The organism is Pseudomonas sp. H3_C08 (assembly GCF_054669455.1).
The window spans coordinates 71,890-98,007 of sequence record NZ_CP162803.1 but is presented as its reverse complement, the minus strand read 5'-3'; the positions used below and the strand labels follow the sequence as shown (position 1 = coordinate 98,007).

Below are 26,118 nucleotides of genomic sequence, written 5' to 3'. Positions count from 1 at the left end.
ACTGTGGGAGCGAGCCTGCTCGCGAAAGCGGTCGTTCAGTCACATTGATGTTGAATGTGCCTAAGGCTTCGCGAGCAGGCTCGCTCCCACAGGGTTTTGTGATTGCCTGTGAGCCGTGAGTTACGGCATCAGCACCGCACGCCGCGCATCACCGAGGATGTCGACGCCGTTGAGCACGAACTTCTGGGTACGCACGTCGATGTCGATCACCGGCACGCCGTTTTCCAGGCGGTTGTAGGTGCGGCAGGACAGCTCCAGGTTGGTCTTGGGTTTTTCACCCATTTTCACTGCGGTTTCTTCGAGGGATTTCAGCTTGCCGCCAACGGTGTGGTAGGTAAACCAGGTGTTGCCATCCTGATCCTGACCGGCTTCACGCACGTTCAGCAGGATGTCGTCGCCCAGCTTCACACCCAGTGCGAGCATGACTTCGGCGCCGAGGCCTTGTAGGGTCAGCTTGGCGTTGAGCGCTTTGCCGCCCTTGGCCATTTCTTCGACGATAAAGCGTCCGCCACGCATTTCTTCCACATCGAATTCGATCTTCGGCGGGGTGAATTCTTCAACGGTTGCCGACAACGGCAGGCCTTGCAGGGTGGCCGCGATGGCCTGTCTTACGCGGTTGGTAAACATTAGAGAACGTCCTCCAGGAACTGCTCGATGATTTCATCGCGGGCGTTGAGTTGATAAACCATGTGTTCGTTCGGCGCGTAGCGGCCGTAGTCGATGACCACGTACCAGGTGCCGTTCTTGTACTTCTCGACGCTGTTCAGTTCCGGGTGCAGATAGACGCTGCCGCCAGGAATGGTTTCGTCGGCGACCAGGGTTTGCAGCCAATCGTTGATGCGCTTGACCTCTTGATCCATGAACGACTTGGTGAGGTTCTTGGCCATGGCTTTCTGGCCGGCCTTGACCAGCTTGCGGCTGATCGCATCTTCAAGGCCGACGTAGCTGATGAACTTGCCGGTGATCGAGCGGTTACCCAGCAGCGAGAAGCCGCCGAGCACGGTGCGGGCGTAGTAGCTGACGCCGTAGCGGTTGAGCAGATCGCCTTCGGTGGAGGTGTCGAGGATGTTGTATTCAACGACCCGCGAAACGTCTTCAGCGTAGGTCACCTGGTTGCCCGGGCTCTCCCACTGCTTGACTTTAGCCAGCGCGGCAATCGCCAGGCTGGAAGGCGACAGGAAGACGTTTTTCTTCGCTGCTTTCGAGTACACGGCGGGCATGTTGTGCACCACCAGGCAACGGTCGAAACCGAGGTCGGCGCCGCCCAGCTCCTGGCTGTACAGCACCTGATCGGCGACCGAGGCGTCCTTGCCGTCCAGCACCACACGTGCCTTGATGCGCTTGCCGAACGAAGCGAACTCGCTGGCCACCGCTTTGGTGCCGGTGAAGCCCGGCGCACCGATGATGGTCAGGTCTTCCGGGACACTGCCCAGCGCGGCCAGACCGAGCTTGCGACCGGTCAGCGGATCAACACCGCCGATCACATTGTTAACGGTGTCGGCCGGGGTCGCGCCCGCTTCGACGATGACCACGTAGACCGGCACCTTGACCACTTTGAGGATCTGGTAAACCGCGTGGTACAGGGTGCCCTCTTCCGAACCGGTCGGATCGAGCAGCGCGTGGGTGGTGAAGCTGTTGATGCGGAACGGTGCGTTACGCGGAATCAGCAGATCGGCTTTCGGCGCAGTGCCGACAAGACCGATCACGTTGTCACCCAGGCCACCCATGGCCTCGGGGGATTCGGTGGCATTGACGGTAATCCCGTTGTGCTCGAAGTTCAGAACCTCTGCCATATTCAGTCAGCCTTCTTGGCAGCGGCCTTTTTGGCCTGGGTGGATTGGGTTTTCAGTTCCAGTCGACCGGCGAAGTGCAGGGCACTGGCTTCGACGTCGAGAAGATCAAGGTCTTGACCGACGCTCGACCAGTGCCCACCGCCGGTGGGGAATGGGACGAGCACGGTGTAGGTTTGGCGGGTTGCCATTTTTCGTTTCTCCATAAACGGGAAAGCCCCTCTTGGGGAGGGGCTTGGCGGGTGTTGAGTTTTTTGAGCGGATAAGAAAACGCCCCGGGGACCGGGGCTCTTATTGAGGTTCTATAGGATCAAGCGGAGCGGAATCAGGCCAACCGTCCAACAGCATATCTTCGTGGAATTCACCGGCCTCAATCGCGCGCAAAAGTGTCAACTCGCGATCAAAACAAACTTGAACGTGAGCCCGAACAGCCTTGGCGATGGTAATGATTTGCCCCGATCCGATCTCGACAAAACCCGTCACCGTTTTGAAGTTGCAGCGGTAATCGGGATCGAGGACGGCGGACAAGCCGGTACTGGCAATCAGCGCCTGGCTGTCTCGGCTCGTCTCGATTTGCATGCCGTCGACATAGACGCCAATCGCTTCGCGCTTGAAGCGCTCAGCCGCGATCAACTGCGGATAGTTCGGTACCGCCTTGAGGGAAGGCACCTTGACGATTTCGCCGCCCACCAGACTCCAGACCCCATCAGTTTCTTGAGTGATCTGAAAAAACTGCGCTTCGCTCAGCTTTACAGCCGTCTGTGGAATTTTATGCACGCCATCAATCAAACAGGTTTGCAGCGTCGAGTCATCGTTAAATACAGCGTATTTCATAATTCCTCCCTTTAGTGGCCGATAGCGATGTAGCGAGCAGACGTCGCACCTTGGCCGTCTGTGCCGTTACATTTAACTGTCAACATTGTTTTGGATGACATGCCGGCAGCGGTCGCGTACAGCGTGATGCCACCGACCGCACCAGCCGTTTTATCCGCCATGCTTACCACGACTTGAAACACTGCGTTCGGGAATTGGATGGGGTATAGCGCCGACATATCACTGACGGTGCCGTTCACAGCTCCCCACTGGATAATCATCCCCCCAAGCCATGTAGGGAAGACGATATAGCCGACAGCAGCCTTTTGAATTTGAAAACCCCACCGCAGTTTTTTCGGTGTCACGATTGTGGCGTCATCTACGCCCGTCTCGGTCTGCGCCTGCGTGGCGATCTCGGCCGTACCGAGCTTGATTTCGGTGGCCTGAGTCGCCAATGCCGCTAGCGCCGCCACATCGATGTTTCCCTGATTTACCGGCGCGTTCCAGGCTTTGATGCACCACATCACCGCCAGGTTGCGTGGGCGGGAAACACCCAAAGCACCCACGCTTACCGGCGTCGAGCCCGCGCTGAAAACAGCGTTACTGACTGTATAGTCAGAAGCCGTATGCGGGTCCAGCCCATGTAGCTTGGCTATATCCGCATCCGATGCGGTGTTATGCCAAAGTCCAGAAACTGCTGGATTAACGTTTGAAGGGTCAAAGGATTGCAAACTGCCTTTTTGCCAACTACCCAGGCTCCTGTCCGTATCAACGCCACGCCCATGATCCCAACCTCGCAGGAACTCACCGCGCGACTCGGGCAACCGGAAGTTGCCTGTGCCTTCATTACCCCTGTTGTAAGTGGCGCCGAGATAGGCCGCCAGATCTGGATAAGTCGCAATACTCTGAACACTGCCATCCAGCTCCAGAAAACCGGGCGGCACGATGCCCGTCGGGAAGGCCATTACTGCACCAACCGGTACGGCAGATCCGAGCCGCGATACTTCCTTGACCAGTGCTGCTACGTCGATGTTTCCCTGATTGACCGGGGCGTTCCAGGCTTTGATGCACCACATGACGGCGATGTTGCGGGGGCGTGCCTCGGCGCCACCAGAACTATTAAAGCCAGCCGCGAAGTTGGTCATTACGGCCGTATTGCCGTTGTCTACCACTACGGCACTCGGATTACTGCCGGTGGCATTGGCGAATGCCTGCATGCGAGTGACGGTATGAGCATGCGCCTTGTTGTCGTCGGCCTGCCAACTGCCGAGACCACGTCCGGCGTCTACTCCGCGCCCATGATCCCAGCCACGTAAAAACTCCCCGCGCGCCTCCGGTAAACGGAAGTTGCCAACGCCCTCATCACCCTTGTTGAACTTGCTACCTAGATAAGCGCTCAAGTCCGGGTAAGTCGCGCTGCTCTTGACGCTGTTATCCAGTTCAAGAAAACCCGGCGGCGGAGCATCTACCGGAAACGCGACAATCGACCCCACCGGCAACGCCGACGCCTTGGCAATCAACGCTTCAACCTCAGCCTTGGTGTACGAATCCTTGATGCCAAATCCTGCCAGCGTTTCAGGATTCGCACCCGCAGTCGCACGGCCATATACATCCACCGTCAGACTCTTGTAAGTCCCGGCAGCAATCCCGGTACGCCCGGCCAACATCTTGAAGGTCAGCGCTGTGGTACCCAAAGTGATCGGCGCGTTAGTCGTGAGATGCCACAGCGAATCACCATTGGCCGTGCCCTCCTCCACCATGACCGTCAGGCCCGGCGTAACCTTGGCGCTGCTGTTGGCATCGGTCGCCCGTACCCAGTCGCCATTGGCGACAATCCACAGGCCGTTATCCTTGGCCAGGGTCTGGTTCGCAACAAGCACGCGGTCGCCAGCAATCACTGCGACACCGTCAATTTGCTGCGCACCGTTCAACACAATGTTGCTGGATGCAGCAACACGCACCGACTGCTTACCATCCAGCTTGCCGAGTTCTTCGGCGAGATAACTCATGACCCAGGCACGAGTGGCTTTGACCACGGTGTCGTCGATCAACAACGTCACCAGCGACGCATTACTCGTCTCGAAAATCGAGCGAATGTAAAACTCTTTGCCCGACCCCGACGTCGCCAACACCGGTTTGAACGACTCCGGATATTTGACGATGGCGTAGAGAATCCCGGTATCAGTCCACAGCCCCGCCTCTCGCACATACCAACCGCCAACATCCGGCGGAATGGTCACTTCGGCGAGCAGCCAGCTCGGATTTTTCTCGTCCTGGAACAGCGCATTGAGCGGCCCGCGCCAGACTTCGCGTTTCAGCGCAGTGGCGGTGGCGGCCGGGTTGTAGACCGTGCCGCCGCCGTCACCGACGGAAATCTGAGTCAACTTGATCGGCGTGCCCGCGGCCTTGCACGCCGTTTCGTAGGCAATCCCTGCGTTGGTGAGCAGGGTGTAATAGTCAGCCATTCAGGCCCCCTGAGGATAAATAGTGGATGTTTCGACGGTGTACATGCCGGCGGCCATGAACGCCTCTCCCGAGGTTTCAAGGCCTTCGATGAACACCGGATAAACCGTGGTCAGCTCACCGCAGAACGTCGCTGCGCCGATGACGTGATTGCCGAAAGCGCTCAAGCCGACCGAGACCGTCAGCACATCCCGTTCGCTTTTGGCATCCGCCAGGCGTCGGTCGAGACGAGCATCGATTTCTTCGCTGTAGGGTTGGTCGCTGAAGGCGCGCACGGAAAAGCTGTACGGCGCACCGGGTGGTGTCTGTTCGTACCAGGCGCGGATCTCGGGTCTTAACTGCAAACCCTTGGCGGCGTTTTCCAACGCCTTGCGGGTGCCAGCCTGGCGCGCGGTGGGCCAGGCCAGTTCGACGGTCAGGCGTTTTTCAGCTTCCGGTGCGGCGGTGCTCCATTCAGCAACACCGCGATCCGCTGCCAGATACGGCAGAAAGGCGACTGGTGTTTCTGCTGGGTTCATCAGTTCGGGAAACGGCGGCGCGATGCGATCAAGCAGTGCGCCGAAGCCCAGATCCAGACTTCGTTCGAGTGCCGAGCTGTTGGCCGGCAGCAGCGTCGGACGCTGAGTTGGCTCACTCATAGCGTCAGCACCTCAACTTCGACTGCGGTGCAGTACGGCGCTTGAAACGCCGTCGTCACGATCGGCGCCAGCGGTTCGAGAATCTGCAGTTGCACAGCGCCGGCGCTGTGCAGCGTGTAGTCGATCCAGCTTGGATCAACGCGGCCTTCAAGACGATGGCAACTGTCAGCGTAGGCCTGCAATTGTTGCTGTGCGGCGACTTTGGTCAGACCCGAATCGGGGCCGGAATTTATCTTCGCGACCACGCGAATCTTGTAGCGCTGAATATCGGCTGCCTTGACCGTGACAAGGTCGGTTTCCGGTCGTACATCAGGCCGCGCGAAGTGCTGACGAACGCCGTCAAGCAATGTCGCGGAAGGCGCGCCATCACCGTCGCGGGACAGCACAGTGACCTGCACTTCGCCCGGCGCGGTGCGCCGACCATTGCCATCCTTGACCTGTGCAGCGAGGCCGTCCGGGTTGAAGGTGTAAGTGACATTCACCACACCCGCCTCAGTGGATTCGACCTGCACCGTCGGACGCTCGCCGAGGGTGAAAACTTCGCGGCGATACTGCATCCGCGAACCTGCTGCCGGCGCATGGGGCGCCAGGTAATAACGCAAGCGGGCATCGTCGTCGCTTTCATAAATCGCCGGCACTGGCGGGAATGCCGCCGGGTCGCCGGGATCAAGCAACTGCCGCTCCAGGCCCATGTCCGCTAGCCGCGCATCGAGGTTGCTCCCCGTCGCCCACCACGCCAGCATCTGTTTGATGCGGGCGTTGTATTTGCGTTCGTGGGTTTGCAGCCGAACACAGAAAGCCTCAAGCGCCAGGGTCAGCAGTTCGCTTTCGTTTTCCAGGCTGGTCTTGAGTTTTGCGGCACTGTCCGGCGAACGCACACCGACATATTCGATGACGAAAGTCTTGAACTCGGCGAGCAAGTCTTCAAAGGCTTCAACGGTGATCAGCGCGGGTTCGGCCAATTGGTTCTGGCCGGGGATCAACATGCTCATGTCACGACCTCGAAGGTTTGTTGACGGTTTTTCCAGGTACCGGCGAAGCGCAACAACAGACCGGCGCCCTGACGGCTGGCGACGATCACTTGTGGCTGGAAATCGTCGATGCCGTTTTGCTTGTTGTAGAACGCTTGCGCCGCGTGGCTCTGGGCCAGAAGCAGAACGTCGTCACCGAGGTTCTGCCCCAGCAGCGTGGGGATCAACGATCCGTACAACGGGCGTTTTTGCCGGGTGCCCAACGGTGTGGTCAGGGCCCGGGTCGCGCGCTGCACAAACTGCAGCCAGTCGTCGACCGTGGCCCCGCTGTCTCTATCGATTCCGATCATGTGGAGGCTCTTGAATCAGGGGCTGATGACACGGCCCTGGTGATCGACCAATGGACCGCTGAAGTGCACGCCAGAGGCGTCGATGGTCAGGCCAACGGCCCCCAGTTGCAGGGTGATCAGTTGTGGCGTCATCGCCAGTCGTGCCGGGCCGATGCTCAGTTCCAGCGACTCGCGAGAACCGTTGAAAGCCGCTGGGTCGTTTTGCCAGTGCAACGTGTGCGAGGCGTCGTCGTAGCCGCTTTCGCTGCCGTCGGCATGAACCCGTCGCGTCAGCGTGGGGACAGTCGAAACGGGTGGAAAGCGATCACTGTTCAGGCCGAACAGGGCGACACTTTGTGCGCCACTTTCGCCGCTGCCGTAGTTGAACAGCAGACACTGCTCACCCACGGTCGGAATCCGCGACTCACTCTGTGCGCCGGCGCTGGGGTTGAAAAACTTGATCGCTGGCGTGAGCAAGCCACCGTGGCTGACCTGGCAGGTATTGCTCGCCGCATCGACTGTCTGGCAAATGCCGATGCGGCAGAAGCTTTCAGCGCGGCGGTGCAGGTCGTCGATTTCCGCTTCCATTTCGGCCAGGCGTTCGATGATCGGCCCCAGTTGCATGCGCAATAACGCGTCGAACATCGGTCAGGCCTCCAGCGCGGTGTATTGGTCTGGATCGTCGATGTTGCTGACTTCCCAGGTGCGGGCGAATTTCGGTGTGCCCAGTGGATCATCGAGCAAGGTCGGGCCGAGGTAGAGGGTCTGGTTGAACGTCAGGGTCCAGGTTTTGATTTGCTGGTCAGCGCGGGTCAGCAACGACGGCAATCCATCGATATTGGTCGGCAGATCACATTGATCGCCAGGCAGTCCCCAGCGATTGTCGGTGATCAAATTCTTCAGCACAGCGATCAGATCGCATGCTGCAAATGCGCTGGCAGAAAGGGCCGGGATGACTTGCAAGGACACCGTCATGACATGCGCAATTCGCCCGTCAGCGCCACGTACTCCCGCCCCATTCCGGTCGAAGTCGATCAACACCCAGGCCTGATCACCCGGTGCAGTGAAATCATCGTGATTGCCGACATTGATGTTGAGCCCGGCAGTGTTGCGCAGCGTCGTCGCGATGGCGGTGAACAGTTGCGACGGCTGCTGGATCGGTGTGGGCATACATGACCTCCTTTTCAATCGTCCACGCGAAACCCTGCCGCCAAAATGGCGGCACGGAAAATTGGTTTTGGTTAAGGTTGGTCGCGAGGCGGAACTTCGCAGACGCCGATGCGCTTGGCGGCCCAGCGTTCGTACAACCCGATGGCGACGTCGGCGCCGGCCATCGCTGTCAGGCAACCGAACGCGCCGGCGGCCCAGATCGAAAGTCCTGCGGCATACAGCAGCATGATTGCCGACACGCCGCAGATCATGCAGGCGCCGGAGCGCAGGGCCAGGCGTCGCAGCAATGACCAGCCGCGTGCGCCCTCCTTGTCGGCGCGCCACATTTCGCCGGACACCCCGCCGACGACGGCCAGGAGGATGACCAGCCAGATCGGCATGTCCGCCAACGCTTGTTGCTCGCTTGTCATGTCACGCCTCCCGGGGGTGATTGATGAGTGATGTGTGTTGGGTTCAATCGTTATCTCTTGAGGTAGGCATTCCAAAAAGCCCGGCAGTCTCCGGGCTTTTCAGTAATGCGGCCCGGAAAACCGCACAGCTGATTTAAACGAAAGGGAAAGGGATCGCTGGCCAAGTAATGGTGTACGGGAAATCAGGTTGATTTTTGTATTCGCTCACGGCGACAACGTATTGCTTGAAAGCCAGTAACGCTGCTTCTTCGGCAGGCGTTGCGACGCCCAGATCCACCTTGTAATCAAATGGATTGAGCAGCAGCCATTTTTGCGTGTCTGCCAGCAGCATGGCCGCCATAACCTGACCTTCGCGCACTAGCTGGTCATAAGTAGGCGCGACAAACTCCCAATGATCACTGACCCTGAAAGCATTCCATCCGACCTGAACTGTCGTGTTACCCGTGGCATCCGCCCATTCTCCCCATACACCATCTGGAGGGTTCACCGGCATCGCTTCATCGGTATCCAGAATTTGATAAACCTTCAGGTTGAACAGTGCGATAAAAACGTATCGATTCATGCATTTCTCCTTTTTAGATTTACAACCCCTGGGGGTTGGCGGCTCGATCAGATCGAAGCCAGGCAGGCATTCAAAAAAGCCCGGCGCTGAAGCCGGGCTTTTCAGTAATGCGCTCCTTCGCCTTCCTTCAAATCCTGAGTTCAAGAAGGAAGCTGACTTTTCGGCGCTACTGGCGCGGTACGAGTCCGTTCAAATTGTTTTTCCGACCGCGGTCCCTGCCCGCCGGATAACTGCTTCTGGTGCTTTACGCTGCACACCCGGGTCAGTTGCCAACCCTCTGAACCGTTGAGGCCGGTTCATCGCTGCCTGTTCTTGTGGAACTAAAGAGCTTTCTTGCCAGCCGCTTTGTCGAGCGGCTTGGTGGCAAGAATATGCATGTATGCATATCCAGTCAATGCGCAAATGCATTTATTTATGCACAGGAAATGCGCAGATGCATGGAAGCCCCGCAACTCAAGGGTTTGGCGGTTTCATCAAGGCGAAAAAAAACCCGCCTGCGAGGCGGGTTTATCTGAGAAGGGTCGGGTTAGCGGGCGTACATGCCCCACCAGAAGACGTGACCGAGGATGACGATTTGCTCCTCCTGGATTTCCTGGAAGCTGTAGTCCTCGTCCGGGTGTTCATCGCGATTGAAGCTGCGCAGACGAATGCCGGTCGGCAGGCGATAGAGTTGCTTCACGCGCAACTGGCCGTTGTGATTGATCGCGTACAGGTCGCCATCAATGATGTCGCCGATGCCGCACTTGCCGGCGTTGACGCCGACGGTGGCACCATCACGCAACACCGGCAACATGCTGTTGCCACGTACTGTCACGCATTTGGCCTGGTCGAACTGCACACCGTTATGGCGCAGGCTGCGCTTGCCGAAGCGCAGGCTAGAGCGCTCGCTCTCTTCGATGACGAATCTTCCTGATCCAGCAGCCAATTCAACCTCGCGAAGGAACGGCACCGATACTTCGTCATCATCGACCGGCGTATCGTCGTCCCACAGCATTATGTCCTTGAGTTCCGCGTGCACGTCATCACGCGCGCCACCGGCCGACGGCGCGACATCCGCGCGCCCGCGCAATTGATCGGTGTTCACGGCGAAGTACTCGGCGATCTTCGAAATGTGTTTATCCGAGGGATCGACGATCTTCCCGCTGAGAATCCGCGAGAGAGTGGATTGAGGCACGCCGGTGCGACGGTGGAGCTCCGTGGGGGAGATCCCGTGCTGGTCGAGCAGTGCTCTTAAGACGGAGGCTACGTTGCGTTTTTGCATAACGCGCATAGTGCTTGAAGTTATTCGCGAAGACAAATGCTAAATCGCATAGCTAATGCATAAATCAATATTTGATGCAAAAACGCTTATGTAACCACTCACAAGTCATTCAGCATCGGCTTTCAGCTACTCCCTATCAACACTTGGCTCACCGCTTTGTGACCACTCCTCTGTCCTGCTGGCGAAAAAAAGCCCGCTCAATGGCGGGCTTTTGAAAAATCGGATTTTATCGCTTACAAAAGAATGTGTCCCTCCAACCTTCCGAGTAGTCGACCATAGAAACTCTGGCCTCGGGGTTGGTCTGGAAATACTCTTCCCAGTTGAACGTCTCTGTTTCATAACCAAAATGCTTGGCCATGAATTTTACTGCCTGGCGCGAAGGCCTTCCCACGATGGTGAAACCCTTGCGAGTAAGAGAATCAGTCCACGCCATCTGCTGATCATCTACCTGATCAAGCAGCATCTGAACGCCATACGGGTTGCCGTAAACCACGCGTGGATCGTTATTGGTTGGATCTGCCAGTTCCTCGGAAACAGGAGTAACTTCGGTGTCGATGACAACAAATTTTGCGCCGGTTCGTTCAATCAGGTCGAACAACTCGGCATGGCGAATAGTGTGGTAATAAAAACCAAGACAGAAAACTACGTCAAAGGTCTTGCCTTTGATCTGGTCAAATACGTCACCTTGCAGGAATTCATATCGAGAACTATCGATCCCATACTCGGTGAACGTCTCTATAGCATTTGAAATCAATTCCTGGCGCGGCTCGATTCCGGTGACATGTGCAGCCCCAGCCTGAAGGGAAGCAAAGGACCAACGACCGTCATGGCTGGCAATATCCAGAACTCTCTTCCCTCGAATGAGTTCAGCGTTTCTTTCCATGATGGCTCGGTACCGGGAGTTCAGGCGATCCGGAAACGGGCTCGTCTGGCTGGTCTTATAAAATCGAGGAAATTCATCAAAAAATCCCATGCTATTTTCCTTATATCTGTCTTCAAGCGCTGACGCACATTTAAAGGCTGGCATCATACACCAGAGCGCCCTTTACAAGATTCGCGGAATTATTCTTTCCTGCACTAACCGCGCGCCCCTATTGACTGAAGTGTCATGAGGTAGCCTGGTTCAGGGCTATCTGAGCCCGCCGGCAACAATGCCGAAAAATTCCCTGTACCATTAGACAGATATGAGTTGTCAAATAGACAGGTAGAGCTGAACTCCGCGTATGACCGACCTTTCAAACCACACCCCGATGATGCAGCAGTACTGGCGCCTGAAGAATCAGCACCCGGATCAGTTGATGTTCTACCGCATGGGCGACTTCTACGAGATCTTCTACGAAGACGCGAAGAAGGCGGCCAAGTTGCTCGACATCACCCTGACCGCGCGCGGACAGTCGGCGGGGCAGGCGATTCCGATGTGTGGTATTCCTTACCACGCGGCGGAAGGCTATCTGGCGAAGCTGGTGAAGCTTGGCGAGTCCGTGGTGATTTGTGAGCAGGTCGGCGATCCGGCCACCAGCAAAGGCCCGGTTGAGCGTCAGGTCGTACGGATCCTCACGCCGGGTACGGTCAGTGATGAAGCGCTGCTTGATGAACGCCGCGACAACCTGATTGCAGCCCTGCTGGGTGACGAACGTCTGTTCGGCCTTGCCGTGCTGGACATCACCAGCGGCAGTTTCAGCGTGTCGGAAATCAAAGGCTGGGAAAACCTGCTGGCGGAACTGGAGCGGATCAACCCGGTTGAGTTGCTGATCCCGGATGACTGGCCGAGGGATCTGCCAGCGGAAAAACGCCGTGGCGTCAGTCGTCGTGCGCCGTGGGATTTCGAGCGTGATTCAGCACTGAAAAGCCTTTGCCAGCAGTTCTCCACCCAAGACCTGAAGGGTTTTGGCTGCGAGAACCTGACCCTGGCCATCGGCGCTGCGGGTTGCCTGTTGGCCTACGCCAAGGAAACCCAGCGCACCGCCCTGCCCCACCTGCGCAGCCTGCGCCACGAACGTCTGGATGACACCGTGGTGCTGGACGGTGCAAGCCGTCGCAACCTCGAACTCGACACCAACCTGGCCGGTGGTCGCGACAACACCCTGCAATCAGTCGTTGATCGCTGCCAGACCGCCATGGGCAGCCGTCTGCTGACCCGTTGGCTGAACCGTCCGTTGCGCGATCTGACCGTACTGCTGGCGCGCCAGACCTCGATCACGTGCCTGCTCGATCGCTATCGTTTCGAAAAGCTGCAACCACAGCTCAAGGAAATCGGCGACATCGAGCGAATTCTCGCGCGGATCGGCCTGCGTAACGCACGTCCTCGTGACCTTGCTCGCTTGCGCGACGCCCTCGGTGCCCTGCCTGAACTGCAAGTGGCGATGACTGACCTGGAAGCACCGCACCTGCAAGGTCTGGCGACCATCACCAGCACCTACCCGGAACTGGCGGCACTGCTGGAAAAGGCCATCATCGACAATCCGCCGGCGGTGATCCGTGACGGCGGCGTGCTGAAAACCGGTTACGACAGCGAACTCGACGAGCTGCAATCGCTGAGCGAAAACGCCGGCCAGTTCCTCATCGATCTCGAAGCCCGCGAGAAAGCTCGCACCGGTCTTAGCCACCTGAAAGTCGGTTACAACCGCATTCACGGCTACTTCATCGAATTGCCGAGCAAGCAGGCCGAGTCGGCACCGGCGGACTATATCCGTCGGCAAACCCTGAAAGGCGCCGAGCGCTTCATCACGCCGGAACTGAAAGAGTTCGAAGACAAAGCCCTGTCTGCCAAGAGCCGTGCCTTGGCGCGCGAAAAGATGCTCTACGAGGCGCTGCTGGAAGACCTGATCAGCCAGTTGCCACCGCTGCAGGACACCGCCGGCGCGCTGGCCGAACTGGACGTGTTGAGCAACCTCGCCGAGCGTGCGCTGAATCTTGACCTGAACTGCCCGCGCTTCGTCAGCGAGCCGTGCATGCGCATCTCCCAGGGTCGTCACCCGGTGGTCGAGCAAGTGCTGACCACGCCGTTCGTGGCCAACGACCTGAGCCTGGATGACAACACCCGTATGCTGGTGATCACCGGCCCGAACATGGGTGGTAAATCCACCTACATGCGCCAAACCGCATTGATCGTGTTGCTCGCTCACATTGGCAGCTTCGTGCCCGCAGCCAGTTGCGAACTGTCGCTGGTCGACCGCATCTTCACTCGAATCGGTTCCAGCGATGATCTGGCCGGTGGCCGTTCGACCTTCATGGTCGAGATGAGCGAAACCGCCAACATCTTGCACAACGCTACCGAGCGCAGCCTGGTGCTGATGGACGAAGTCGGGCGCGGCACCAGCACCTTCGACGGTCTGTCGCTGGCATGGGCGGCGGCCGAGCGTCTGGCGCATCTGCGCGCGTATACGCTGTTTGCCACCCACTACTTCGAACTGACCGTGTTGCCGGAAGCCGAGCCACTGGTGGCCAACGTCCACCTCAATGCGACCGAGCATAACGAACGCATCGTCTTCCTGCACCACGTGCTGCCGGGACCTGCCAGCCAGAGCTACGGTCTGGCGGTGGCGCAACTGGCTGGTGTGCCAAGTGAAGTGATCGTGCGTGCCCGTGAGCACTTGAGCCGACTGGAAGAAACCGCTTTGCCGCATGAAGCGCCGAAACCTGCCGCCAAGGGCAAACCGGCGACGCCACAGCAAAGCGACATGTTCGCCAGCCTGCCACACCCGGTGCTCGATGAACTGGCTAAACTGGATCTGGATGACCTGACCCCGCGCCGAGCTCTCGAAATGCTCTATGCACTGAAGAACCGGATATAAGCACTAAAGAAGCGGATATAACGCAAACGGCTTCAAGCTGTTAGAATCTCGCGCGGTTTGGGATGCTGCTGGCTAATAGCCTGGCCAGCAGGTATCGCTCCCGAACCTGGCGACCCCAACCGTGAAGGGGCAACGCTGCCGCCGCCTGAGGAGAAAATTAGAAATGACCTTCGTCGTCACCGACAACTGCATCAAGTGCAAGTACACCGACTGCGTAGAAGTGTGTCCGGTGGACTGCTTTTACGAAGGCCCGAACTTCCTGGTGATTCACCCGGATGAGTGCATCGACTGCGCCCTGTGCGAACCGGAATGCCCGGCTGTAGCTATTTTTTCCGAGGACGAAGTTCCGGAAGAGATGCAGGAATTCATTCAACTCAACGTTGAGCTGGCTGAAATCTGGCCGAACATCACCGAGAAGAAAGAATCGCTGCCAGATGCCGAAGAGTGGGATGGCGTCAAAGGCAAGATCAAAGACCTCGAGCGCTGATCAGCCCCGCGCTCGAACGAAAAGGCCCCTCGCGGGCCTTTTTACTTTTCTGCAGGCGAAAAAAGGGGCGGTATGACCCGCCCACATTTTTTCCCTATTCCCTGTATTCCTTTTCATCGTCCTGATGAATCGCGTCCTGCGATGTCCGTTCCCCTCTTCCTTGAAGGGCGTGTCTGTCCGTCGACACAGCCCCGATACTAGAGAGTTCCCTGACAAGAGCAATCGGCTGCGGGTGCCGAAAAAGATTGTCATAAGCACTTAATGTTAAAAAATAAACATATAAAACAATAAGTTAAATTACGGCGATGTCCGTAATCGACGTCTGCCGTCTTGTAAAAATAGGGAACACTTACGAGAGAGTAAGCCAAGGCTTACACCCCGAGACTACAAAGGATGGAAATGCCAACCGTACGTCCGACAATGAAAAAGAGCGGCGGAATGCCCAGAAAATCGAGGCCAACAAAAAACCCCGAACCAGTCGGGGCTTCTTGCGGGCGAGCGTGTGAGGCGCTTACTGGAACAGCGACTCGCTCGACAGGCCATTCTTCTCGAGGATTTCACGAAGGCGCTTGAGGCCTTCTACCTGGATCTGCCGCACCCGTTCCCGGGTCAGGCCGATCTCCAGGCCTACATCTTCCAGCGTGCTGCTCTCGTGGCCGCGCAGACCGAAGCGGCGTACAACCACCTCGCGCTGCTTGTCGGTCAACTCCGACAGCCATTGATCGATGCTCTGCGACAGGTCGTCATCCTGCAGCAGTTCACAAGGATCGGTCGGACGATCGTCGGTAAGGGTGTCCAGCAGGGTTTTATCCGAATCCGGACCCAGCGAGACGTCGACCGAAGAAACCCGCTCGTTCAGGCCAAGCATGCGCTTGACCTCACCCACCGGTTTTTCCAGCAGGTTGGCGATTTCTTCGGGTGAAGGTTCGTGGTCGAGCTTCTGCGTCAGCTCCCGTGCAGCCCGCAGGTAAACGTTGAGTTCCTTGACCACATGGATCGGCAACCGGATGGTCCGGGTCTGATTCATGATCGCGCGCTCGATGGTCTGACGAATCCACCAGGTCGCGTAGGTCGAGAAGCGGAAGCCGCGCTCGGGATCGAACTTTTCCACCGCCCGAATCAATCCGAGGTTGCCCTCTTCGATCAGATCCAGCAGCGACAGCCCCCGATTGACGTAACGCCGGGCGATTTTGACCACCAGCCGCAGGTTACTTTCAATCATGCGCTTGCGTCCGGCCGGATCGCCACTTTGCGACAGTCGCGCAAAATGAACTTCTTCTTCCGGAGAGAGCAGTGGGGAAAAGCCGATTTCGTTGAGATACAACTGCGTGGCATCAAGTGCACGCGTGTAGTCGATGTACTTATGTTGTTTAAGTGAAGCGGAGTGTTTGGATTTGGAACGAACGGAAGGTGGAGCAGCCCCTTCATCATTCGACATCGAAGATTCCGAATCGATGCCGGTCTCCATAAGGAGAACCTCATCGTCGATGTCAAACTCCGGCACTTCTTTACTGAGAGCCATTGTTATAGTCCTTTGGTGAGTTCGACCCCAAGCTCAAGCGACGCCTTTATCCTTGGCAGCGCTGGAGCCTGTCCCCTCTACGCGACGGAACAGGCTGGCTTACAAATCAACGTCTTGGCAGGAACTGCAGCGGATCTACAGGTTTACCTTGGCGGCGAATCTCAAAATGCAGTTTCACCCGGTCTGTACCCGTTGACCCCATTTCGGCAATTGTCTGTCCGACCTTGACCTGCTGTCCCTCCCGAACCAACAGCCTGCGGTTATGTCCGTAGGCACTGACGTAGGTTTCGCTGTGTTTGATGATGACTAATTCGCCGTAGCCCCTTAAGCCACTCCCGGCGTATACCACCGTCCCATCAGACGCAGCTAAAACAGGCTGTCCCAAATCTCCGGCGATATCAATTCCTTTATTCAAACTACCGTTTGAAGAGAATTTTCCAATCAGAATGCCATTAGATGGCCATCCCCAGCCGGTCGGGGCTGGGCCTGCCGGAGGCAACGGCGCGGGCGCTTGCTTGTTGGCGACGGACGGTACAGCCCCCGTAGAACCGGTGGTTGTAGTGGTCGTGGTGCCATTTGCCTGGCGCCGGATTACCGTGGTTTTACTCGACGAAGAAGGTGAAGAACTGCTGTTGCTCACCACCGCCGTCGGCGTTGAACCGGTGCGGCCGTCGAAGCGAATCGTCTGACCCGGATGGATCGTATACGGCGTAGGAATATTGTTCCGGGCCGCGAGGGCTTTGTAGTCCCAGCCGTAGCGAAATGCGATCGAAAACATCGTATCGCCCGGACGGACTACATACTGTCCGGTCGTCACCGTAGGACGCTGGGCCACCGCGTTGTTGCGATCGACCACCCGCACATTGCTCGATTTGGTGCTGGAGCAACCGACCAGCAAGGTGCTCAAGACAAGGCCAGTCACCAGGCGCTGAAAGCTCGTGTTACCCATACGCTGCGCAATGACTGTGAGACTCACCCGCCGCTCCCTTTGTGGTGGCTGAAAAATGTGGAATGCCGGATGTCGGCATGAGGTGTCGCAAGTATAACGGGCCGGATCGGCTTTACCTTTAATGAAGCGAAATCGCTTCACGCACACGTTTGCCATCTGACAATCTGCTGCGTTTAAACCATCGCTGCCCGAGTAAGACAGAGGCGAACGAAAGGAATTCAGCGCGCGTAAACAAATGCTCAGGCCAGTGGCCCATTGAGCAACGGCACAAAACGGACAGCCCCGAGAACATGCCGGGAAAAGCCGTTTTCCTCACGCACGATCAGCAACAATTGCTGCACTTCCCCGGAGCCTACCGGAATCACCATGCGTCCGCCCGGAGCCAGTTGATCAAGCAAGGCTTGCGGTACATCCGTGGCCACGGCGGTGACGATAATGCCGTTATAAGGTGCCAGCGCCGGCCACCCTTCCCAACCATCGCCCCAGCGGAACACCACGTTGCGCAGGTTCAGTTCAACCAAACGTTCCTTGGCGCGATCCTGCAGTACCTTGATGCGCTCAACCGAGAACACCCGCTCAACCAGTTGTGACAACACCGCCGTCTGGTAACCGGAACCGGTGCCGATCTCCAGCACCTTATCCAGTGGGCCCGCCTCCAGCAGCAGCTCGCTCATGCGCGCCACCATATAAGGCTGGGAAATCGTCTGGTTATTGCCGATCGGCAGCGCCGTGTCTTCATAAGCACGGTGTGCCAGCGCTTCATCGACGAACAGGTGACGCGGCGTACGCCGGATCACTTCCAGCACCTTGGCGTTGGACACGCCCTCTTCGTACAGGCGCTGGATCAGCCGCTCACGGGTACGCTGAGAGGTCATGCCGATCCCGCTGCGCAGCCTGTCTTCATGTTCACGGGCCATCAGCGCAGTCCCTCCAGCCAGCCATCGAGGCTTCTGAACGCATCGTTGAAGGTTCGATCGAGCTGCAACGGGGTGATGGAAACGTAGCCCTGCATCACCGCATGGAAGTCCGTGCCCGGGCCGCCGTCTTCGGCGTCGCCGGCTGCAGCAATCCAGTAACCGGCTTTGCCACGCGGATCGACCACTTTCATCGGCGCCGCCGCACGGGCGCGATGGCCGAGGCGGGTCAACTGAATACCGCGAATATGGTCGATCGGCAGATTGGGAATGTTCACGTTGAGCACCGTGCGCGGTGGCAGATCAAGCCCGGCATGGGCCTCGACCAGTTTGCGCGCAAAGTAGGCCGCTGTCGGCAGATTATCCACCTGTCGCGAGACCAGCGAAAAAGCGAACGACGGACGTTCGAGAAAACGTCCCTCAAGGGCGGCCGCCACTGTCCCGGAATACAGCACGTCATCGCCAAGATTGGCGCCGAGGTTGATCCCGGAAACCACCATGTCCGCCTCGCGCTCCAGCAAGCCGTTGAGGCCCAGGTGCACGCAGTCGGTCGGAGTGCCGTTGAGGCTGATAAAGCCGTTGGCCAGGTATTGCGGGTGCAGCGGACGGTCGAGCGTCAGCGAACTGCTGGCGCCGCTTTTGTCCTGCTCCGGGGCGATAACCACGCACTCGGTGTAATCCGCCAGCGCAGCATAAAGCGCGGCGAGACCGGGTGCGGTTACCCCATCGTCGTTAGAAATCAGAATACGCATGGGCTGTCCGTCTGCCCCACCGGCACCAGATCAACGAGTTCGCGCACCAATACGGTGGCGAAGCATCCGGCCGGGAGGACGAATTCCAGTTGCAGAATGTCAGGCTGGGGATAATGCCACGTCAACCCGCCAATGGGCAGCCGCAGGATGCGACGTTCGTGGCTCATACCGGCGTTGATCAACCAATCGCGCAGCTCTGCTTCACCGGCAGCAATCCCCTGCTCCAGATCATGGACAGCGCCTGCGGTCGGCGAGTCACCCTCGCCCCACTGCGGGCCGGTCGGATGCAGGTCAAGAATTGCCAGACGCGGGTCACTGCATTCAGCTTCTCCGGCCGGGAAAAAACTGCGGCTGTCGGTGAACGCGAGCAGGTCGCCGACCTGGGCTTTTTGCCAGGTGCCATCGGTCACTCGTGCGGCGAGCACCTTGTTGAAGAGAAAACTGCGCGCCGTCGAGAGCAGGCGCGAACGCACATTGCGTTGTTCCGGCAAGGCCTTGCGCGCCGCCCACGAACGCGCGTCAACGACGTTGCCGCCGTCGTGGCCGAAACGCTGGGCGCCGAAATAATTGGGGATGCCTTGTTGGGCTATCAGCTGCAGGCGCTGGTCAATCGCCGCTTTGTCGCCGTCGAACTGAGTCAAACGCAAGGTGAAACCGTTGGCCGAATGCGCACCGCGTTGCAGTTTGCGTTTGTGGCGAGTGGTCTTGAGAATCTTCAGCGTGTCGTTTTCCGCCGCCGACAGATCCGGATCGGCCTTGCCCGGCAATTGCACGCTGAACCACTGGCGAGTCAGCGCCTGACGATCCTTGAGGCCAGCATAGCTCACCGTGCGCAACGGCACGCCGGCAGCCTTGGCGATACGCCGCGCAGCTTCTTCAGTGTTCAGGCCGCGTTTTTCGACCCAGATCCACAGATGTTCGCCATCGCCGCTGAACGGAATATCGAGGACTTCATCGACCTGAAAGTCTTCAGCGATGGCTTTCAGTACCGCAGTGCCGAGGGGTTCACCATAGGCTCGCGGGCCGAGCAATTGCAGTTCGTTCATGCGCGCAGCAACAAGGCAACGGAGTGCACGGCGATGCCTTCTTCGCGACCGACAAAGCCGAGCTTTTCGGTGGTGGTAGCTTTCACGTTCACTTGATCCAACTCAACTTGAAGATCCGCCGCGATCAGCGCGCGCATCGATTCGATATGCGGGGCCATTTTCGGTGCCTGGGCAACGATAGTGTTATCGACATTGCCGACTTTCCAGCCTTTGGCATGGATCAGCGCGACCACATGACGCAGCAGCGCACGGCTGTCGGCGCCCTTGAATTGCGGGTCGGTGTCCGGAAAATGCTTGCCGATATCACCCAGCGCAGCGGCGCCGAGCAAGGCATCGCTCAAGGCGTGCAGCAGGACGTCACCGTCGGAATGAGCGAGCAGCCCGAAGCTGTGTGCGATGCGCACGCCGCCCAGAGTAATGAAATCGCCTTCAGCGAAACGGTGCACATCATAGCCGTGGCCAATACGCATAAAAAAACGCCCCGATTTTTGTCAGGGCGTGATTCTACCTGCATTAGTCCCGAAGGGCTTGTGCGTGATGCTGCAAGTGGTCGTCTATGAAGCTTGAGATGAAGAAATAGCTGTGGTCGTAGCCCGGTTGCAGGCGCAATGTCAGCGGATGACCCGCTTGTTTTGCCGCTTGTTGCAGAGCTTCGGGTTTGAGCTGGGTGGCGAGGAAGTCATCGCGATCCCCTTGATCGACCAGCAGCGGCAGTTTTTCATCCGCCTCGGCAATCAGTGCGCAGGCATCCCACTCTTTCCATTTGGAACGGTCTTCGCCCAGGTAGCGCGAAAAGGCTTTCTGACCCCACGGGCAATCCATCGGGTTGTTGATTGGCGAGAACGCCGACACCGATTGATAGCGTCCCGGGTTACGCAGCGCGCAGACCAGCGCACCGTGACCGCCCATGGAGTGACCACTGATGCTGCGTTTGTCCGAGGCGGGGAAATGCGCTTCGACCAGTGCAGGCAACTCATGCACGACATAGTCATGCATACGATAGTGGCGCGACCAAGGTTCCTGCGTGGCATTCAGATAGAAACCGGCACCGAGGCCGAAATCCCACGCGCCATCCGGATCACCCGGCACATCCGGCCCACGGGGGCTGGTGTCCGGCGCAACGATGATCAGACCCAGTTCGGCAGCCATGCGCATCGCGCCGGCCTTTTGCATGAAATTCTCGTCGGTGCAGGTCAGGCCCGACAACCAGTACAGCACCGGCAACTTACCGCCCTGCTCCGCCTGCGGTGGCAGGTACACGGCGAACACCATGTCGCAACCGAGCACGTCTGAGCGATGGCGATAACGCTTGTGCCAACCGCCGAAACTCTTCTGACAGGAGATGTTTTCCAGACTCATGTAAAGACTCCTACGCGGTCATGAGCGCAAGCCTTCAAGACTTGCGCCCATGTCGCCACGATTGATCAGAAATGAATGACGGTACGGATGCTCTTGCCTTCGTGCATCAGGTCGAAGGCCTTGTTGATGTCTTCCAGGCCCATGGTGTGGGTGATGAAAGTATCCAGCGGAATCTCGCCGCTCTGGGCCATATCGACGTAGCTTGGCAACTCGGTACGACCGCGCACGCCACCGAATGCCGAACCGCGCCAGACGCGACCAGTCACCAGCTGGAATGGACGGGTTGCGATTTCCTGGCCGGCACCGGCCACACCGATGATCACCGACTCGCCCCAACCTTTGTGGCAGCACTCAAGGGCGGCGCGCATCAGTTGCACGTTGCCGATGCATTCGAAGGAGAAGTCGACGCCGCCATCGGTCATGTCGACAATCACTTCCTGAATCGGACGATCGAAATCTTTCGGGTTTACGCAGTCGGTAGCGCCGAGTTGTTTGGCGATCTCGAACTTGGCCGGGTTGATGTCGATGGCGATGATTCGCGCAGCCTTGGCTTTCACCGCGCCAATGACTGCGGACAAACCAATGCCGCCCAGACCGAAGATGGCCACGGTGTCACCGGGTTTGACCTTGGCAGTGTTGAGCACCGCACCGATACCGGTGGTGACGCCGCAGCCCAGCAGGCAAACCTTTTCCAGCGGCGCATCTTTAGAGATCCTGGCCACGGAGATTTCCGGTAACACGGTGTATTCCGAGAATGTCGAAGTACCCATGTAGTGGAAAATGGTTTCGCCCTTGTAGGAAAAACGCGAAGTGCCGTCCGGCATCAAACCCTTGCCCTGAGTCGCGCGAATCGCCTGACACAGGTTGGTCTTGCCCGACTTGCAGAATTTGCACTGGCCGCATTCCGGGGTGTACAGCGGAATGACGTGATCGCCCACCGCAACCGAGGTCACGCCTTCGCCGATCGCTTCGACGATGGCGCCGCCTTCGTGGCCGAGGATCGACGGGAAGATGCCTTCCGGGTCTGCACCGGACAGGGTGTAGGCATCCGTGTGGCAAACCCCGGAAGCCACCACGCGCAACAACACTTCACCGGCCTTGGGCATGGCGACATCGACTTCTACGATTTCCAGCGGCTTCTTGGCCTCGAAGGCAACGGCGGCGCGCGACTTGATCATGCTGACTCTCCAGTGAATCCATTGAATAAAAAACCAGACGGCCAGTGTAGTTCAACGCCAACTGATGAATAATCAGGACAAAAGCAAAACATTATTGCCATACAGGGATAATCCCGATGTCCGAAAGCCGCTGGGAAGGCATTGACGAGTTTGTTGCCGTTGCCGAATGCAGCCAGTTCACCGCCGCTGCTGAGCGTCTCGGGGTATCGTCCTCGCACATCAGTCGCCAAATCGTACGGTTAGAGGAGCGACTTCAGACGCGCCTGCTTTATCGCAGCACGCGGCGAGTGACACTGACCGAAGCCGGTCAGACGTTCCTGCAACACTGCCAGCGCTTGCAGGACGGTCGCGAAGAAGCCCTGCGAGCGGTCGGCGATCTGACCAGTGAACCGAAAGGCATGCTGCGCATGACCTGCGCCGTCGCGTACGGCGAACGTTTTATCGTGCCGCTGGTGACGCGATTCATGGGGCAGTATCCGCAATTGCGCATTGATATAGAGCTGAGCAATCGCCAGCTCGATCTGGTGCATGAAGGGCTGGATCTGGCGATTCGACTCGGCCGCTTGCAGGATTCGCGTCTGGTCGCAACACGCCTGGCGCCGCGACGAATGTATCTGTGCGCTTCACCTTCCTACCTTGAGCGGTACGGTCGCCCACACAGCTTGTCGGAACTAAGCCGGCACAATTGCCTGATCGGCAGCTCGGATATTTGGCAGCTTGAGCAAAATGGCCGGGAGTTTTCCCAGCGAGTGCAGGGAAACTGGCGTTGTAATAGCGGGCAGGCGGTGCTGGACGCGGCGTTACAGGGCGTGGGCTTGTGTCAGTTGCCGGATTATTACGTGCTCGAACATTTGCACAGTGGCGCGCTGATTTCATTGCTGGAGGCGCATCAGCCGCCGAATACGGCGGTGTGGGCGCTGTATCCGCAGCAACGGCATTTGTCGCCCAAGGTGCGCAAGTTGGTGGAGTTTCTCAAGGAAGGATTGGCTGAGCGGCCGGAGTATCGAAGCTGAGTGATGGGTTGTTCGTGCGGCCGCCTTCGCGAGCAAGCTCGCTCCCACAGTGGACCTGCAGTGACTGCAAATCTGGTGTCAGGCGCAAATCAAATGTGGGAGCGAGCTTGCTCGCGAAGGCGGCGCAATGGGCGCCACAGCAATCAGCGGCGGTTAGCCCAACGCTGACGCAACCACTCCAGATCTTCTGGCCGGGTCACCTTGAGGTTATCCGCCCGCCCTTCAATCAGTCGCGGCGCCAGGCCAGCCCACTCCATCGCCGAAGCTTCATCGGTAACCAGCGCATCCGCGACCAGACTGTCGGCCAACGCCCGATGCAACGCACCGAGGCGGAACATCTGCGGGGTGTACGCCTGCCAGATCACGCTGCGATCCACGGTTTCAACCACGCGCCCGTGCTTGTCGACCCGCTTCAACGTGTCGCGCGCAGGCACCGCGAGCAAACCACCGACCGGATCATCCGCCAGTTCATCGAGTAACTGGTCGAGATCTTCGCGACTCAGATTCGGCCGTGCCGCATCGTGCACCAGCACCCAATCTTCATCGTCGGCACCTTGCGCGTGCAGGTGCAGCAAAGCATTGAGCACCGAACCGGAACGCTCGGCGCCGCCCTCGACGCGCTGAATACGCGAGTCGCCAGCGCACGCCAGGTTCGGCCAGTAAGGATCATCAACCGCAAGACTGACCACCAGCCCCTTGAGGCTTGGATGGTCGAGGAAACAGCCGAGGCTGTGTTCGAGAATTGTGCGCCCGCCCAGTTGCAGGTATTGCTTGGGACGGTCCGCGGCCATTCGGGCACCAATGCCCGCAGCAGGAATCACGGCCCAGAAGGCCGGCAGGGAATTGATCATTGGGCCAACTGGTAAAGGGTTTCGCCGTCCTTGACCATGCCCAGTTCGTGACGAGCCCGCTCTTCAACGGTCTCCATGCCCTTTTTCAACTCGCTGACTTCAGCGTCCATCACGCGATTGCGCTCCAGCAAACCTTCGTTCTCGGCGTGTTGATCAGCTATCTGCTGATTCAGCTCGGCGACTTGCGCCAGACTGCCATTGCCCACCCACAGGCGGTACTGCAAACCGGCCAGTAGCAAGAGCAAAACGAGAAACAACCAGTAAGGACTGCGCATCGAATATCAGGTATCCAGTGAAAAAAGACAGCCACGCCAAAACTTTGAAGCATCTGATAGCACGAAGCCTGGAAGACCCAGGCTTGTGCTGTTAAGGCATCAGATTAGTGGCAAATCCATCGCTGTCACGACTTTTTCGACACAATCCGGTGTCCTTCCATCGATTTGTACTTAGCCGCGGAACTCGCTGCGACCGTTGTACTTGGCCTTGCCATTCAACTGCTCTTCGATACGCAGCAGTTGGTTGTACTTGGAAACGCGGTCGGAACGGCACAGGGAACCGGTCTTGATCTGGCCAGCCGAGGTGCCCACAGCCAGGTCGGCAATGGTCGAATCTTCGGTTTCGCCCGAACGGTGCGAGATCACTGCGGTGTAACCGGCAGCCTTGGCCATCTGGATGGCTTCCAGGGTTTCGGTCAGGGTGCCGATCTGGTTGAACTTGATCAGGATCGAGTTGGCGATCTTTTTATCGATGCCTTCTTTCAGGATCTTGGTGTTGGTTACGAACAGGTCGTCGCCCACCAGCTGAGTCTTCTCGCCGATCTTGTCGGTGAGGATCTTCCAGCCAGCCCAGTCGGACTCGTCCAGACCGTCTTCGATCGAGATGATCGGATAACGTTCGGTCAGGCCTTTGAGGTAATCGGCGAAACCTTCAGCGGTGAACACCTGGCCTTCGCCGGACAGGTTGTACTTGCCGTCTTCGTAGAATTCGCTGGCCGCGCAGTCCAGGGCCAGGGTCACGTCGGTGCCCAGCTTGTAACCGGCGTTGGCCACTGCTTCGGAGATCACTTTCAGCGCGTCTTCGTTGGAGGCCAGGTTCGGTGCGAAACCGCCTTCGTCGCCAACGGCAGTGCTCAGGCCACGGGCCTTCAGCACAGCTTTGAGGTGATGGAAAATCTCGGTGCCCATGCGCAGACCTTCCGAGAAAGACTTGGCGCCAACCGGCTGTACCATGAATTCCTGGATGTCGACGTTGTTATCAGCGTGCTCGCCACCGTTGATGATGTTCATCATCGGCACCGGCATCGAGTAGACACCCGGAGTACCGTTGAGGTTAGCGATGTGTGCGTACAGCGGCAGGTCCTGGTCCTGCGCAGCAGCCTTGGCCGCAGCCAGGGACACGGCGAGGATGGCGTTGGCGCCCAGGGTTGCCTTGTTTTCGGTACCGTCGAGCTTGATCATCGCGTGATCCAGGGCTTTCTGGTCGCTTGGGTCGGTGCCCAGCAGCAGATCGCGGATCGGACCGTTGATGTTGGCTACCGCTTTGAGCACGCCCTTGCCCAGGTAACGGCTCTTGTCGCCATCACGCAGCTCGAGTGCTTCACGCGAGCCAGTGGATGCACCGGACGGCGCGCAAGCGCTGCCGATGATGCCGTTGTCGAGAAGCACGTCCGCTTCCACGGTGGGATTGCCACGGGAGTCGAGAACTTCACGACCTTTGATGTCGACGATTTTTGCCATTGTTGTAAACACTCCAAAGTTGACGAAAACGACGCAGCTAGAGGAAATCTTTTTACCGTCGGCAAGGGGTGTGCAGCGGGCAGGCTTGCAGACGATAACGCTCATGCCCG

The 26,118-nt window shown here is 58.3% G+C and carries 28 protein-coding genes; 3 read left to right on the top strand and 25 right to left on the bottom strand.

Going from position 1 to position 26,118, the window contains the following annotated elements:
- Window positions 1–120: 120 nt before the first annotated feature.
- The 14 genes from AB4N74_RS00450 to AB4N74_RS00385 all read right to left on the bottom strand — a co-directional run bounded on the left by AB4N74_RS00450 (window position 121) and on the right by AB4N74_RS00385 (window position 11,380).
- The gene (locus AB4N74_RS00450; protein ID WP_016985055.1) at window positions 121–627 is read right to left on the bottom strand and encodes a phage major tail tube protein; all 507 of its coding nucleotides are present in this window, start codon (window positions 625–627) and stop codon (window positions 121–123) included.
- Window positions 627–1,793: a phage tail sheath protein gene (locus AB4N74_RS00445; RefSeq protein ID WP_460097975.1), complete on the bottom strand. Its 1,167-nt coding sequence runs from the start codon at window positions 1,791–1,793 to the stop codon at window positions 627–629. Before AB4N74_RS00445 ends, AB4N74_RS00450 begins: the two co-directional genes overlap by 1 nt.
- Window positions 1,794–1,795: 2 nt before the next feature.
- Window positions 1,796–1,981, bottom strand: coding sequence for a hypothetical protein (locus tag AB4N74_RS00440; RefSeq protein WP_122662167.1), 186 nt, complete (start codon window positions 1,979–1,981; stop codon window positions 1,796–1,798).
- A 100-nt stretch (window positions 1,982–2,081) separates the two neighbouring features.
- Window positions 2,082–2,624, bottom strand: a complete 543-nt coding sequence (locus AB4N74_RS00435; protein WP_460097974.1) for a DUF4376 domain-containing protein — start codon at window positions 2,622–2,624, stop codon at window positions 2,082–2,084.
- Window positions 2,625–2,635: 11 nt separating this feature from the next.
- Complete coding sequence (locus AB4N74_RS00430; RefSeq protein WP_460097973.1) at window positions 2,636–5,068, bottom strand: phage tail-collar fiber domain-containing protein; 2,433 nt, start codon at window positions 5,066–5,068, stop codon at window positions 2,636–2,638.
- Window positions 5,069–5,704 carry a phage tail protein I gene (locus AB4N74_RS00425; protein ID WP_460097972.1) on the bottom strand — a complete coding sequence of 212 codons (636 nt, stop codon included), beginning with the start codon at window positions 5,702–5,704 and terminating at the stop codon, window positions 5,069–5,071.
- Complete coding sequence (locus AB4N74_RS00420) at window positions 5,701–6,696, bottom strand: baseplate J/gp47 family protein (protein WP_257357137.1); 996 nt, start codon at window positions 6,694–6,696, stop codon at window positions 5,701–5,703. Before AB4N74_RS00420 ends, AB4N74_RS00425 begins: the two co-directional genes overlap by 4 nt.
- Window positions 6,693–7,025: a phage baseplate protein gene (locus AB4N74_RS00415; RefSeq protein ID WP_016985063.1), complete on the bottom strand. Its 333-nt coding sequence runs from the start codon at window positions 7,023–7,025 to the stop codon at window positions 6,693–6,695. The genes AB4N74_RS00420 and AB4N74_RS00415 overlap by 4 nt, the downstream gene beginning before the upstream one ends.
- A gap of 15 nt (window positions 7,026–7,040) precedes the next feature.
- Window positions 7,041–7,649 (bottom strand): phage baseplate assembly protein V, encoded by a 609-nt coding sequence (locus AB4N74_RS00410; protein ID WP_257357134.1) that lies wholly within the window; start codon window positions 7,647–7,649, stop codon window positions 7,041–7,043.
- A gap of 3 nt (window positions 7,650–7,652) precedes the next feature.
- Window positions 7,653–8,174 (bottom strand): hypothetical protein, encoded by a 522-nt coding sequence (locus tag AB4N74_RS00405; RefSeq protein ID WP_093436533.1) that lies wholly within the window; start codon window positions 8,172–8,174, stop codon window positions 7,653–7,655.
- Between the two features lie 71 nt (window positions 8,175–8,245).
- Window positions 8,246–8,584 (bottom strand): phage holin family protein, encoded by a 339-nt coding sequence (locus tag AB4N74_RS00400; RefSeq protein WP_038357950.1) that lies wholly within the window; start codon window positions 8,582–8,584, stop codon window positions 8,246–8,248.
- 133 nt (window positions 8,585–8,717) lie between these two features.
- Window positions 8,718–9,146, bottom strand: a complete 429-nt coding sequence (locus tag AB4N74_RS00395) for a tail fiber assembly protein (protein ID WP_093436539.1) — start codon at window positions 9,144–9,146, stop codon at window positions 8,718–8,720.
- Between the two features lie 526 nt (window positions 9,147–9,672).
- Window positions 9,673–10,407, bottom strand: a complete 735-nt coding sequence (locus AB4N74_RS00390; RefSeq protein ID WP_257357129.1) for a LexA family transcriptional regulator — start codon at window positions 10,405–10,407, stop codon at window positions 9,673–9,675.
- 226 nt (window positions 10,408–10,633) lie between these two features.
- Entirely contained in the window at window positions 10,634–11,380 is a 747-nt protein-coding gene (locus AB4N74_RS00385) for a class I SAM-dependent methyltransferase (RefSeq protein WP_175559641.1), read from the bottom strand.
- A gap of 250 nt (window positions 11,381–11,630) precedes the next feature.
- Between AB4N74_RS00385 and mutS the strand changes: the two genes are divergently transcribed.
- Entirely contained in the window at window positions 11,631–14,201 is a 2,571-nt protein-coding gene (gene mutS, locus AB4N74_RS00380; RefSeq protein ID WP_175559642.1) for a DNA mismatch repair protein MutS, read from the top strand.
- Between the two features lie 163 nt (window positions 14,202–14,364).
- Window positions 14,365–14,688 carry a ferredoxin FdxA gene (fdxA, locus tag AB4N74_RS00375; protein ID WP_007908827.1) on the top strand — a complete coding sequence of 108 codons (324 nt, stop codon included), beginning with the start codon at window positions 14,365–14,367 and terminating at the stop codon, window positions 14,686–14,688.
- A 511-nt stretch (window positions 14,689–15,199) separates the two neighbouring features.
- Here fdxA and rpoS read toward each other — a convergent pair.
- The 8 genes from rpoS to AB4N74_RS00335 form a co-directional block, all read right to left on the bottom strand.
- The gene (rpoS, locus tag AB4N74_RS00370) at window positions 15,200–16,210 is read right to left on the bottom strand and encodes an RNA polymerase sigma factor RpoS (RefSeq protein WP_038357938.1); all 1,011 of its coding nucleotides are present in this window, start codon (window positions 16,208–16,210) and stop codon (window positions 15,200–15,202) included.
- 106 nt (window positions 16,211–16,316) lie between these two features.
- On the bottom strand, window positions 16,317–17,186 hold the full coding sequence (locus AB4N74_RS00365) for a peptidoglycan DD-metalloendopeptidase family protein (protein ID WP_093436549.1): 870 nt from the start codon (window positions 17,184–17,186) through the stop codon (window positions 16,317–16,319).
- A 212-nt stretch (window positions 17,187–17,398) separates the two neighbouring features.
- Window positions 17,399–18,034, bottom strand: a complete 636-nt coding sequence (locus AB4N74_RS00360) for a protein-L-isoaspartate(D-aspartate) O-methyltransferase (protein ID WP_171057346.1) — start codon at window positions 18,032–18,034, stop codon at window positions 17,399–17,401.
- Window positions 18,035–18,075: 41 nt separating this feature from the next.
- Window positions 18,076–18,825, bottom strand: coding sequence for a 5'/3'-nucleotidase SurE (surE, locus tag AB4N74_RS00355; protein ID WP_007908831.1), 750 nt, complete (start codon window positions 18,823–18,825; stop codon window positions 18,076–18,078).
- Window positions 18,813–19,871, bottom strand: a complete 1,059-nt coding sequence (gene truD, locus AB4N74_RS00350) for a tRNA pseudouridine(13) synthase TruD (RefSeq protein WP_093436552.1) — start codon at window positions 19,869–19,871, stop codon at window positions 18,813–18,815. Before truD ends, surE begins: the two co-directional genes overlap by 13 nt.
- Window positions 19,868–20,341: a 2-C-methyl-D-erythritol 2,4-cyclodiphosphate synthase gene (gene ispF / locus AB4N74_RS00345; protein WP_034149878.1), complete on the bottom strand. Its 474-nt coding sequence runs from the start codon at window positions 20,339–20,341 to the stop codon at window positions 19,868–19,870. The genes truD and ispF overlap by 4 nt, the downstream gene beginning before the upstream one ends.
- A gap of 43 nt (window positions 20,342–20,384) precedes the next feature.
- Window positions 20,385–21,230: an S-formylglutathione hydrolase gene (gene fghA, locus AB4N74_RS00340; protein ID WP_093436555.1), complete on the bottom strand. Its 846-nt coding sequence runs from the start codon at window positions 21,228–21,230 to the stop codon at window positions 20,385–20,387.
- Window positions 21,231–21,295: 65 nt separating this feature from the next.
- On the bottom strand, window positions 21,296–22,408 hold the full coding sequence (locus AB4N74_RS00335) for an S-(hydroxymethyl)glutathione dehydrogenase/class III alcohol dehydrogenase (protein WP_093436558.1): 1,113 nt from the start codon (window positions 22,406–22,408) through the stop codon (window positions 21,296–21,298).
- A gap of 116 nt (window positions 22,409–22,524) precedes the next feature.
- Here AB4N74_RS00335 and AB4N74_RS00330 point away from each other — a divergent pair, with 116 nt between their 5' ends.
- On the top strand, window positions 22,525–23,421 hold the full coding sequence (locus AB4N74_RS00330) for a LysR substrate-binding domain-containing protein (RefSeq protein ID WP_460097971.1): 897 nt from the start codon (window positions 22,525–22,527) through the stop codon (window positions 23,419–23,421).
- 143 nt (window positions 23,422–23,564) lie between these two features.
- Here the strand turns inward: AB4N74_RS00330 and ispD are convergent, their stop codons facing one another.
- From ispD to eno, 3 genes are all read right to left on the bottom strand, one after another.
- On the bottom strand, window positions 23,565–24,272 hold the full coding sequence (ispD, locus tag AB4N74_RS00325; protein WP_093436564.1) for a 2-C-methyl-D-erythritol 4-phosphate cytidylyltransferase: 708 nt from the start codon (window positions 24,270–24,272) through the stop codon (window positions 23,565–23,567).
- Window positions 24,269–24,547 carry a cell division protein FtsB gene (ftsB, locus tag AB4N74_RS00320; protein WP_007908838.1) on the bottom strand — a complete coding sequence of 93 codons (279 nt, stop codon included), beginning with the start codon at window positions 24,545–24,547 and terminating at the stop codon, window positions 24,269–24,271. Before ftsB ends, ispD begins: the two co-directional genes overlap by 4 nt.
- A 171-nt stretch (window positions 24,548–24,718) precedes the next feature.
- The gene (gene eno, locus AB4N74_RS00315) at window positions 24,719–26,008 is read right to left on the bottom strand and encodes a phosphopyruvate hydratase (RefSeq protein ID WP_093436567.1); all 1,290 of its coding nucleotides are present in this window, start codon (window positions 26,006–26,008) and stop codon (window positions 24,719–24,721) included.
- Window positions 26,009–26,118: the final 110 nt, after the last annotated feature.

Bases quoted from the DNA above. Each gene is read 5' to 3' on its own strand.
- ispD (WP_093436564.1), bottom strand. From the start codon at position 24,272: ATGATCAATTCCCTGCCGGCCTTCTGGGCCGTGATTCCTGCTGCGGGC.
- ispF (WP_034149878.1), bottom strand. From the start codon at position 20,341: ATGCGTATTGGCCACGGCTATGATGTGCACCGTTTCGCTGAAGGCGAT.
- AB4N74_RS00415 (WP_016985063.1), bottom strand. From the start codon at position 7,025: ATGATCGGAATCGATAGAGACAGCGGGGCCACGGTCGACGACTGGCTG.
- AB4N74_RS00425 (WP_460097972.1), bottom strand. From the start codon at position 5,704: ATGAGTGAGCCAACTCAGCGTCCGACGCTGCTGCCGGCCAACAGCTCG.
- fdxA (WP_007908827.1), top strand. From the start codon at position 14,365: ATGACCTTCGTCGTCACCGACAACTGCATCAAGTGCAAGTACACCGAC.
- mutS (WP_175559642.1), top strand. From the start codon at position 11,631: ATGACCGACCTTTCAAACCACACCCCGATGATGCAGCAGTACTGGCGC.
- AB4N74_RS00430 (WP_460097973.1), bottom strand. From the start codon at position 5,068: ATGGCTGACTATTACACCCTGCTCACCAACGCAGGGATTGCCTACGAA.
- AB4N74_RS00385 (WP_175559641.1), bottom strand. From the start codon at position 11,380: ATGGGATTTTTTGATGAATTTCCTCGATTTTATAAGACCAGCCAGACG.
- eno (WP_093436567.1), bottom strand. From the start codon at position 26,008: ATGGCAAAAATCGTCGACATCAAAGGTCGTGAAGTTCTCGACTCCCGT.
- rpoS (WP_038357938.1), bottom strand. From the start codon at position 16,210: ATGGCTCTCAGTAAAGAAGTGCCGGAGTTTGACATCGACGATGAGGTT.
- AB4N74_RS00420 (WP_257357137.1), bottom strand. From the start codon at position 6,696: ATGAGCATGTTGATCCCCGGCCAGAACCAATTGGCCGAACCCGCGCTG.
- ftsB (WP_007908838.1), bottom strand. From the start codon at position 24,547: ATGCGCAGTCCTTACTGGTTGTTTCTCGTTTTGCTCTTGCTACTGGCC.
- AB4N74_RS00360 (WP_171057346.1), bottom strand. From the start codon at position 18,034: ATGACCTCTCAGCGTACCCGTGAGCGGCTGATCCAGCGCCTGTACGAA.
- truD (WP_093436552.1), bottom strand. From the start codon at position 19,871: ATGAACGAACTGCAATTGCTCGGCCCGCGAGCCTATGGTGAACCCCTC.
- AB4N74_RS00330 (WP_460097971.1), top strand. From the start codon at position 22,525: ATGTCCGAAAGCCGCTGGGAAGGCATTGACGAGTTTGTTGCCGTTGCC.
- AB4N74_RS00445 (WP_460097975.1), bottom strand. From the start codon at position 1,793: ATGGCAGAGGTTCTGAACTTCGAGCACAACGGGATTACCGTCAATGCC.
- AB4N74_RS00400 (WP_038357950.1), bottom strand. From the start codon at position 8,584: ATGACAAGCGAGCAACAAGCGTTGGCGGACATGCCGATCTGGCTGGTC.
- AB4N74_RS00405 (WP_093436533.1), bottom strand. From the start codon at position 8,174: ATGCCCACACCGATCCAGCAGCCGTCGCAACTGTTCACCGCCATCGCG.
- AB4N74_RS00395 (WP_093436539.1), bottom strand. From the start codon at position 9,146: ATGAATCGATACGTTTTTATCGCACTGTTCAACCTGAAGGTTTATCAA.
- AB4N74_RS00450 (WP_016985055.1), bottom strand. From the start codon at position 627: ATGTTTACCAACCGCGTAAGACAGGCCATCGCGGCCACCCTGCAAGGC.
- AB4N74_RS00440 (WP_122662167.1), bottom strand. From the start codon at position 1,981: ATGGCAACCCGCCAAACCTACACCGTGCTCGTCCCATTCCCCACCGGC.
- surE (WP_007908831.1), bottom strand. From the start codon at position 18,825: ATGCGTATTCTGATTTCTAACGACGATGGGGTAACCGCACCCGGTCTC.
- AB4N74_RS00390 (WP_257357129.1), bottom strand. From the start codon at position 10,407: ATGCAAAAACGCAACGTAGCCTCCGTCTTAAGAGCACTGCTCGACCAG.
- AB4N74_RS00410 (WP_257357134.1), bottom strand. From the start codon at position 7,649: ATGTTCGACGCGTTATTGCGCATGCAACTGGGGCCGATCATCGAACGC.
- fghA (WP_093436555.1), bottom strand. From the start codon at position 21,230: ATGAGTCTGGAAAACATCTCCTGTCAGAAGAGTTTCGGCGGTTGGCAC.
- AB4N74_RS00335 (WP_093436558.1), bottom strand. From the start codon at position 22,408: ATGATCAAGTCGCGCGCCGCCGTTGCCTTCGAGGCCAAGAAGCCGCTG.
- AB4N74_RS00435 (WP_460097974.1), bottom strand. From the start codon at position 2,624: ATGAAATACGCTGTATTTAACGATGACTCGACGCTGCAAACCTGTTTG.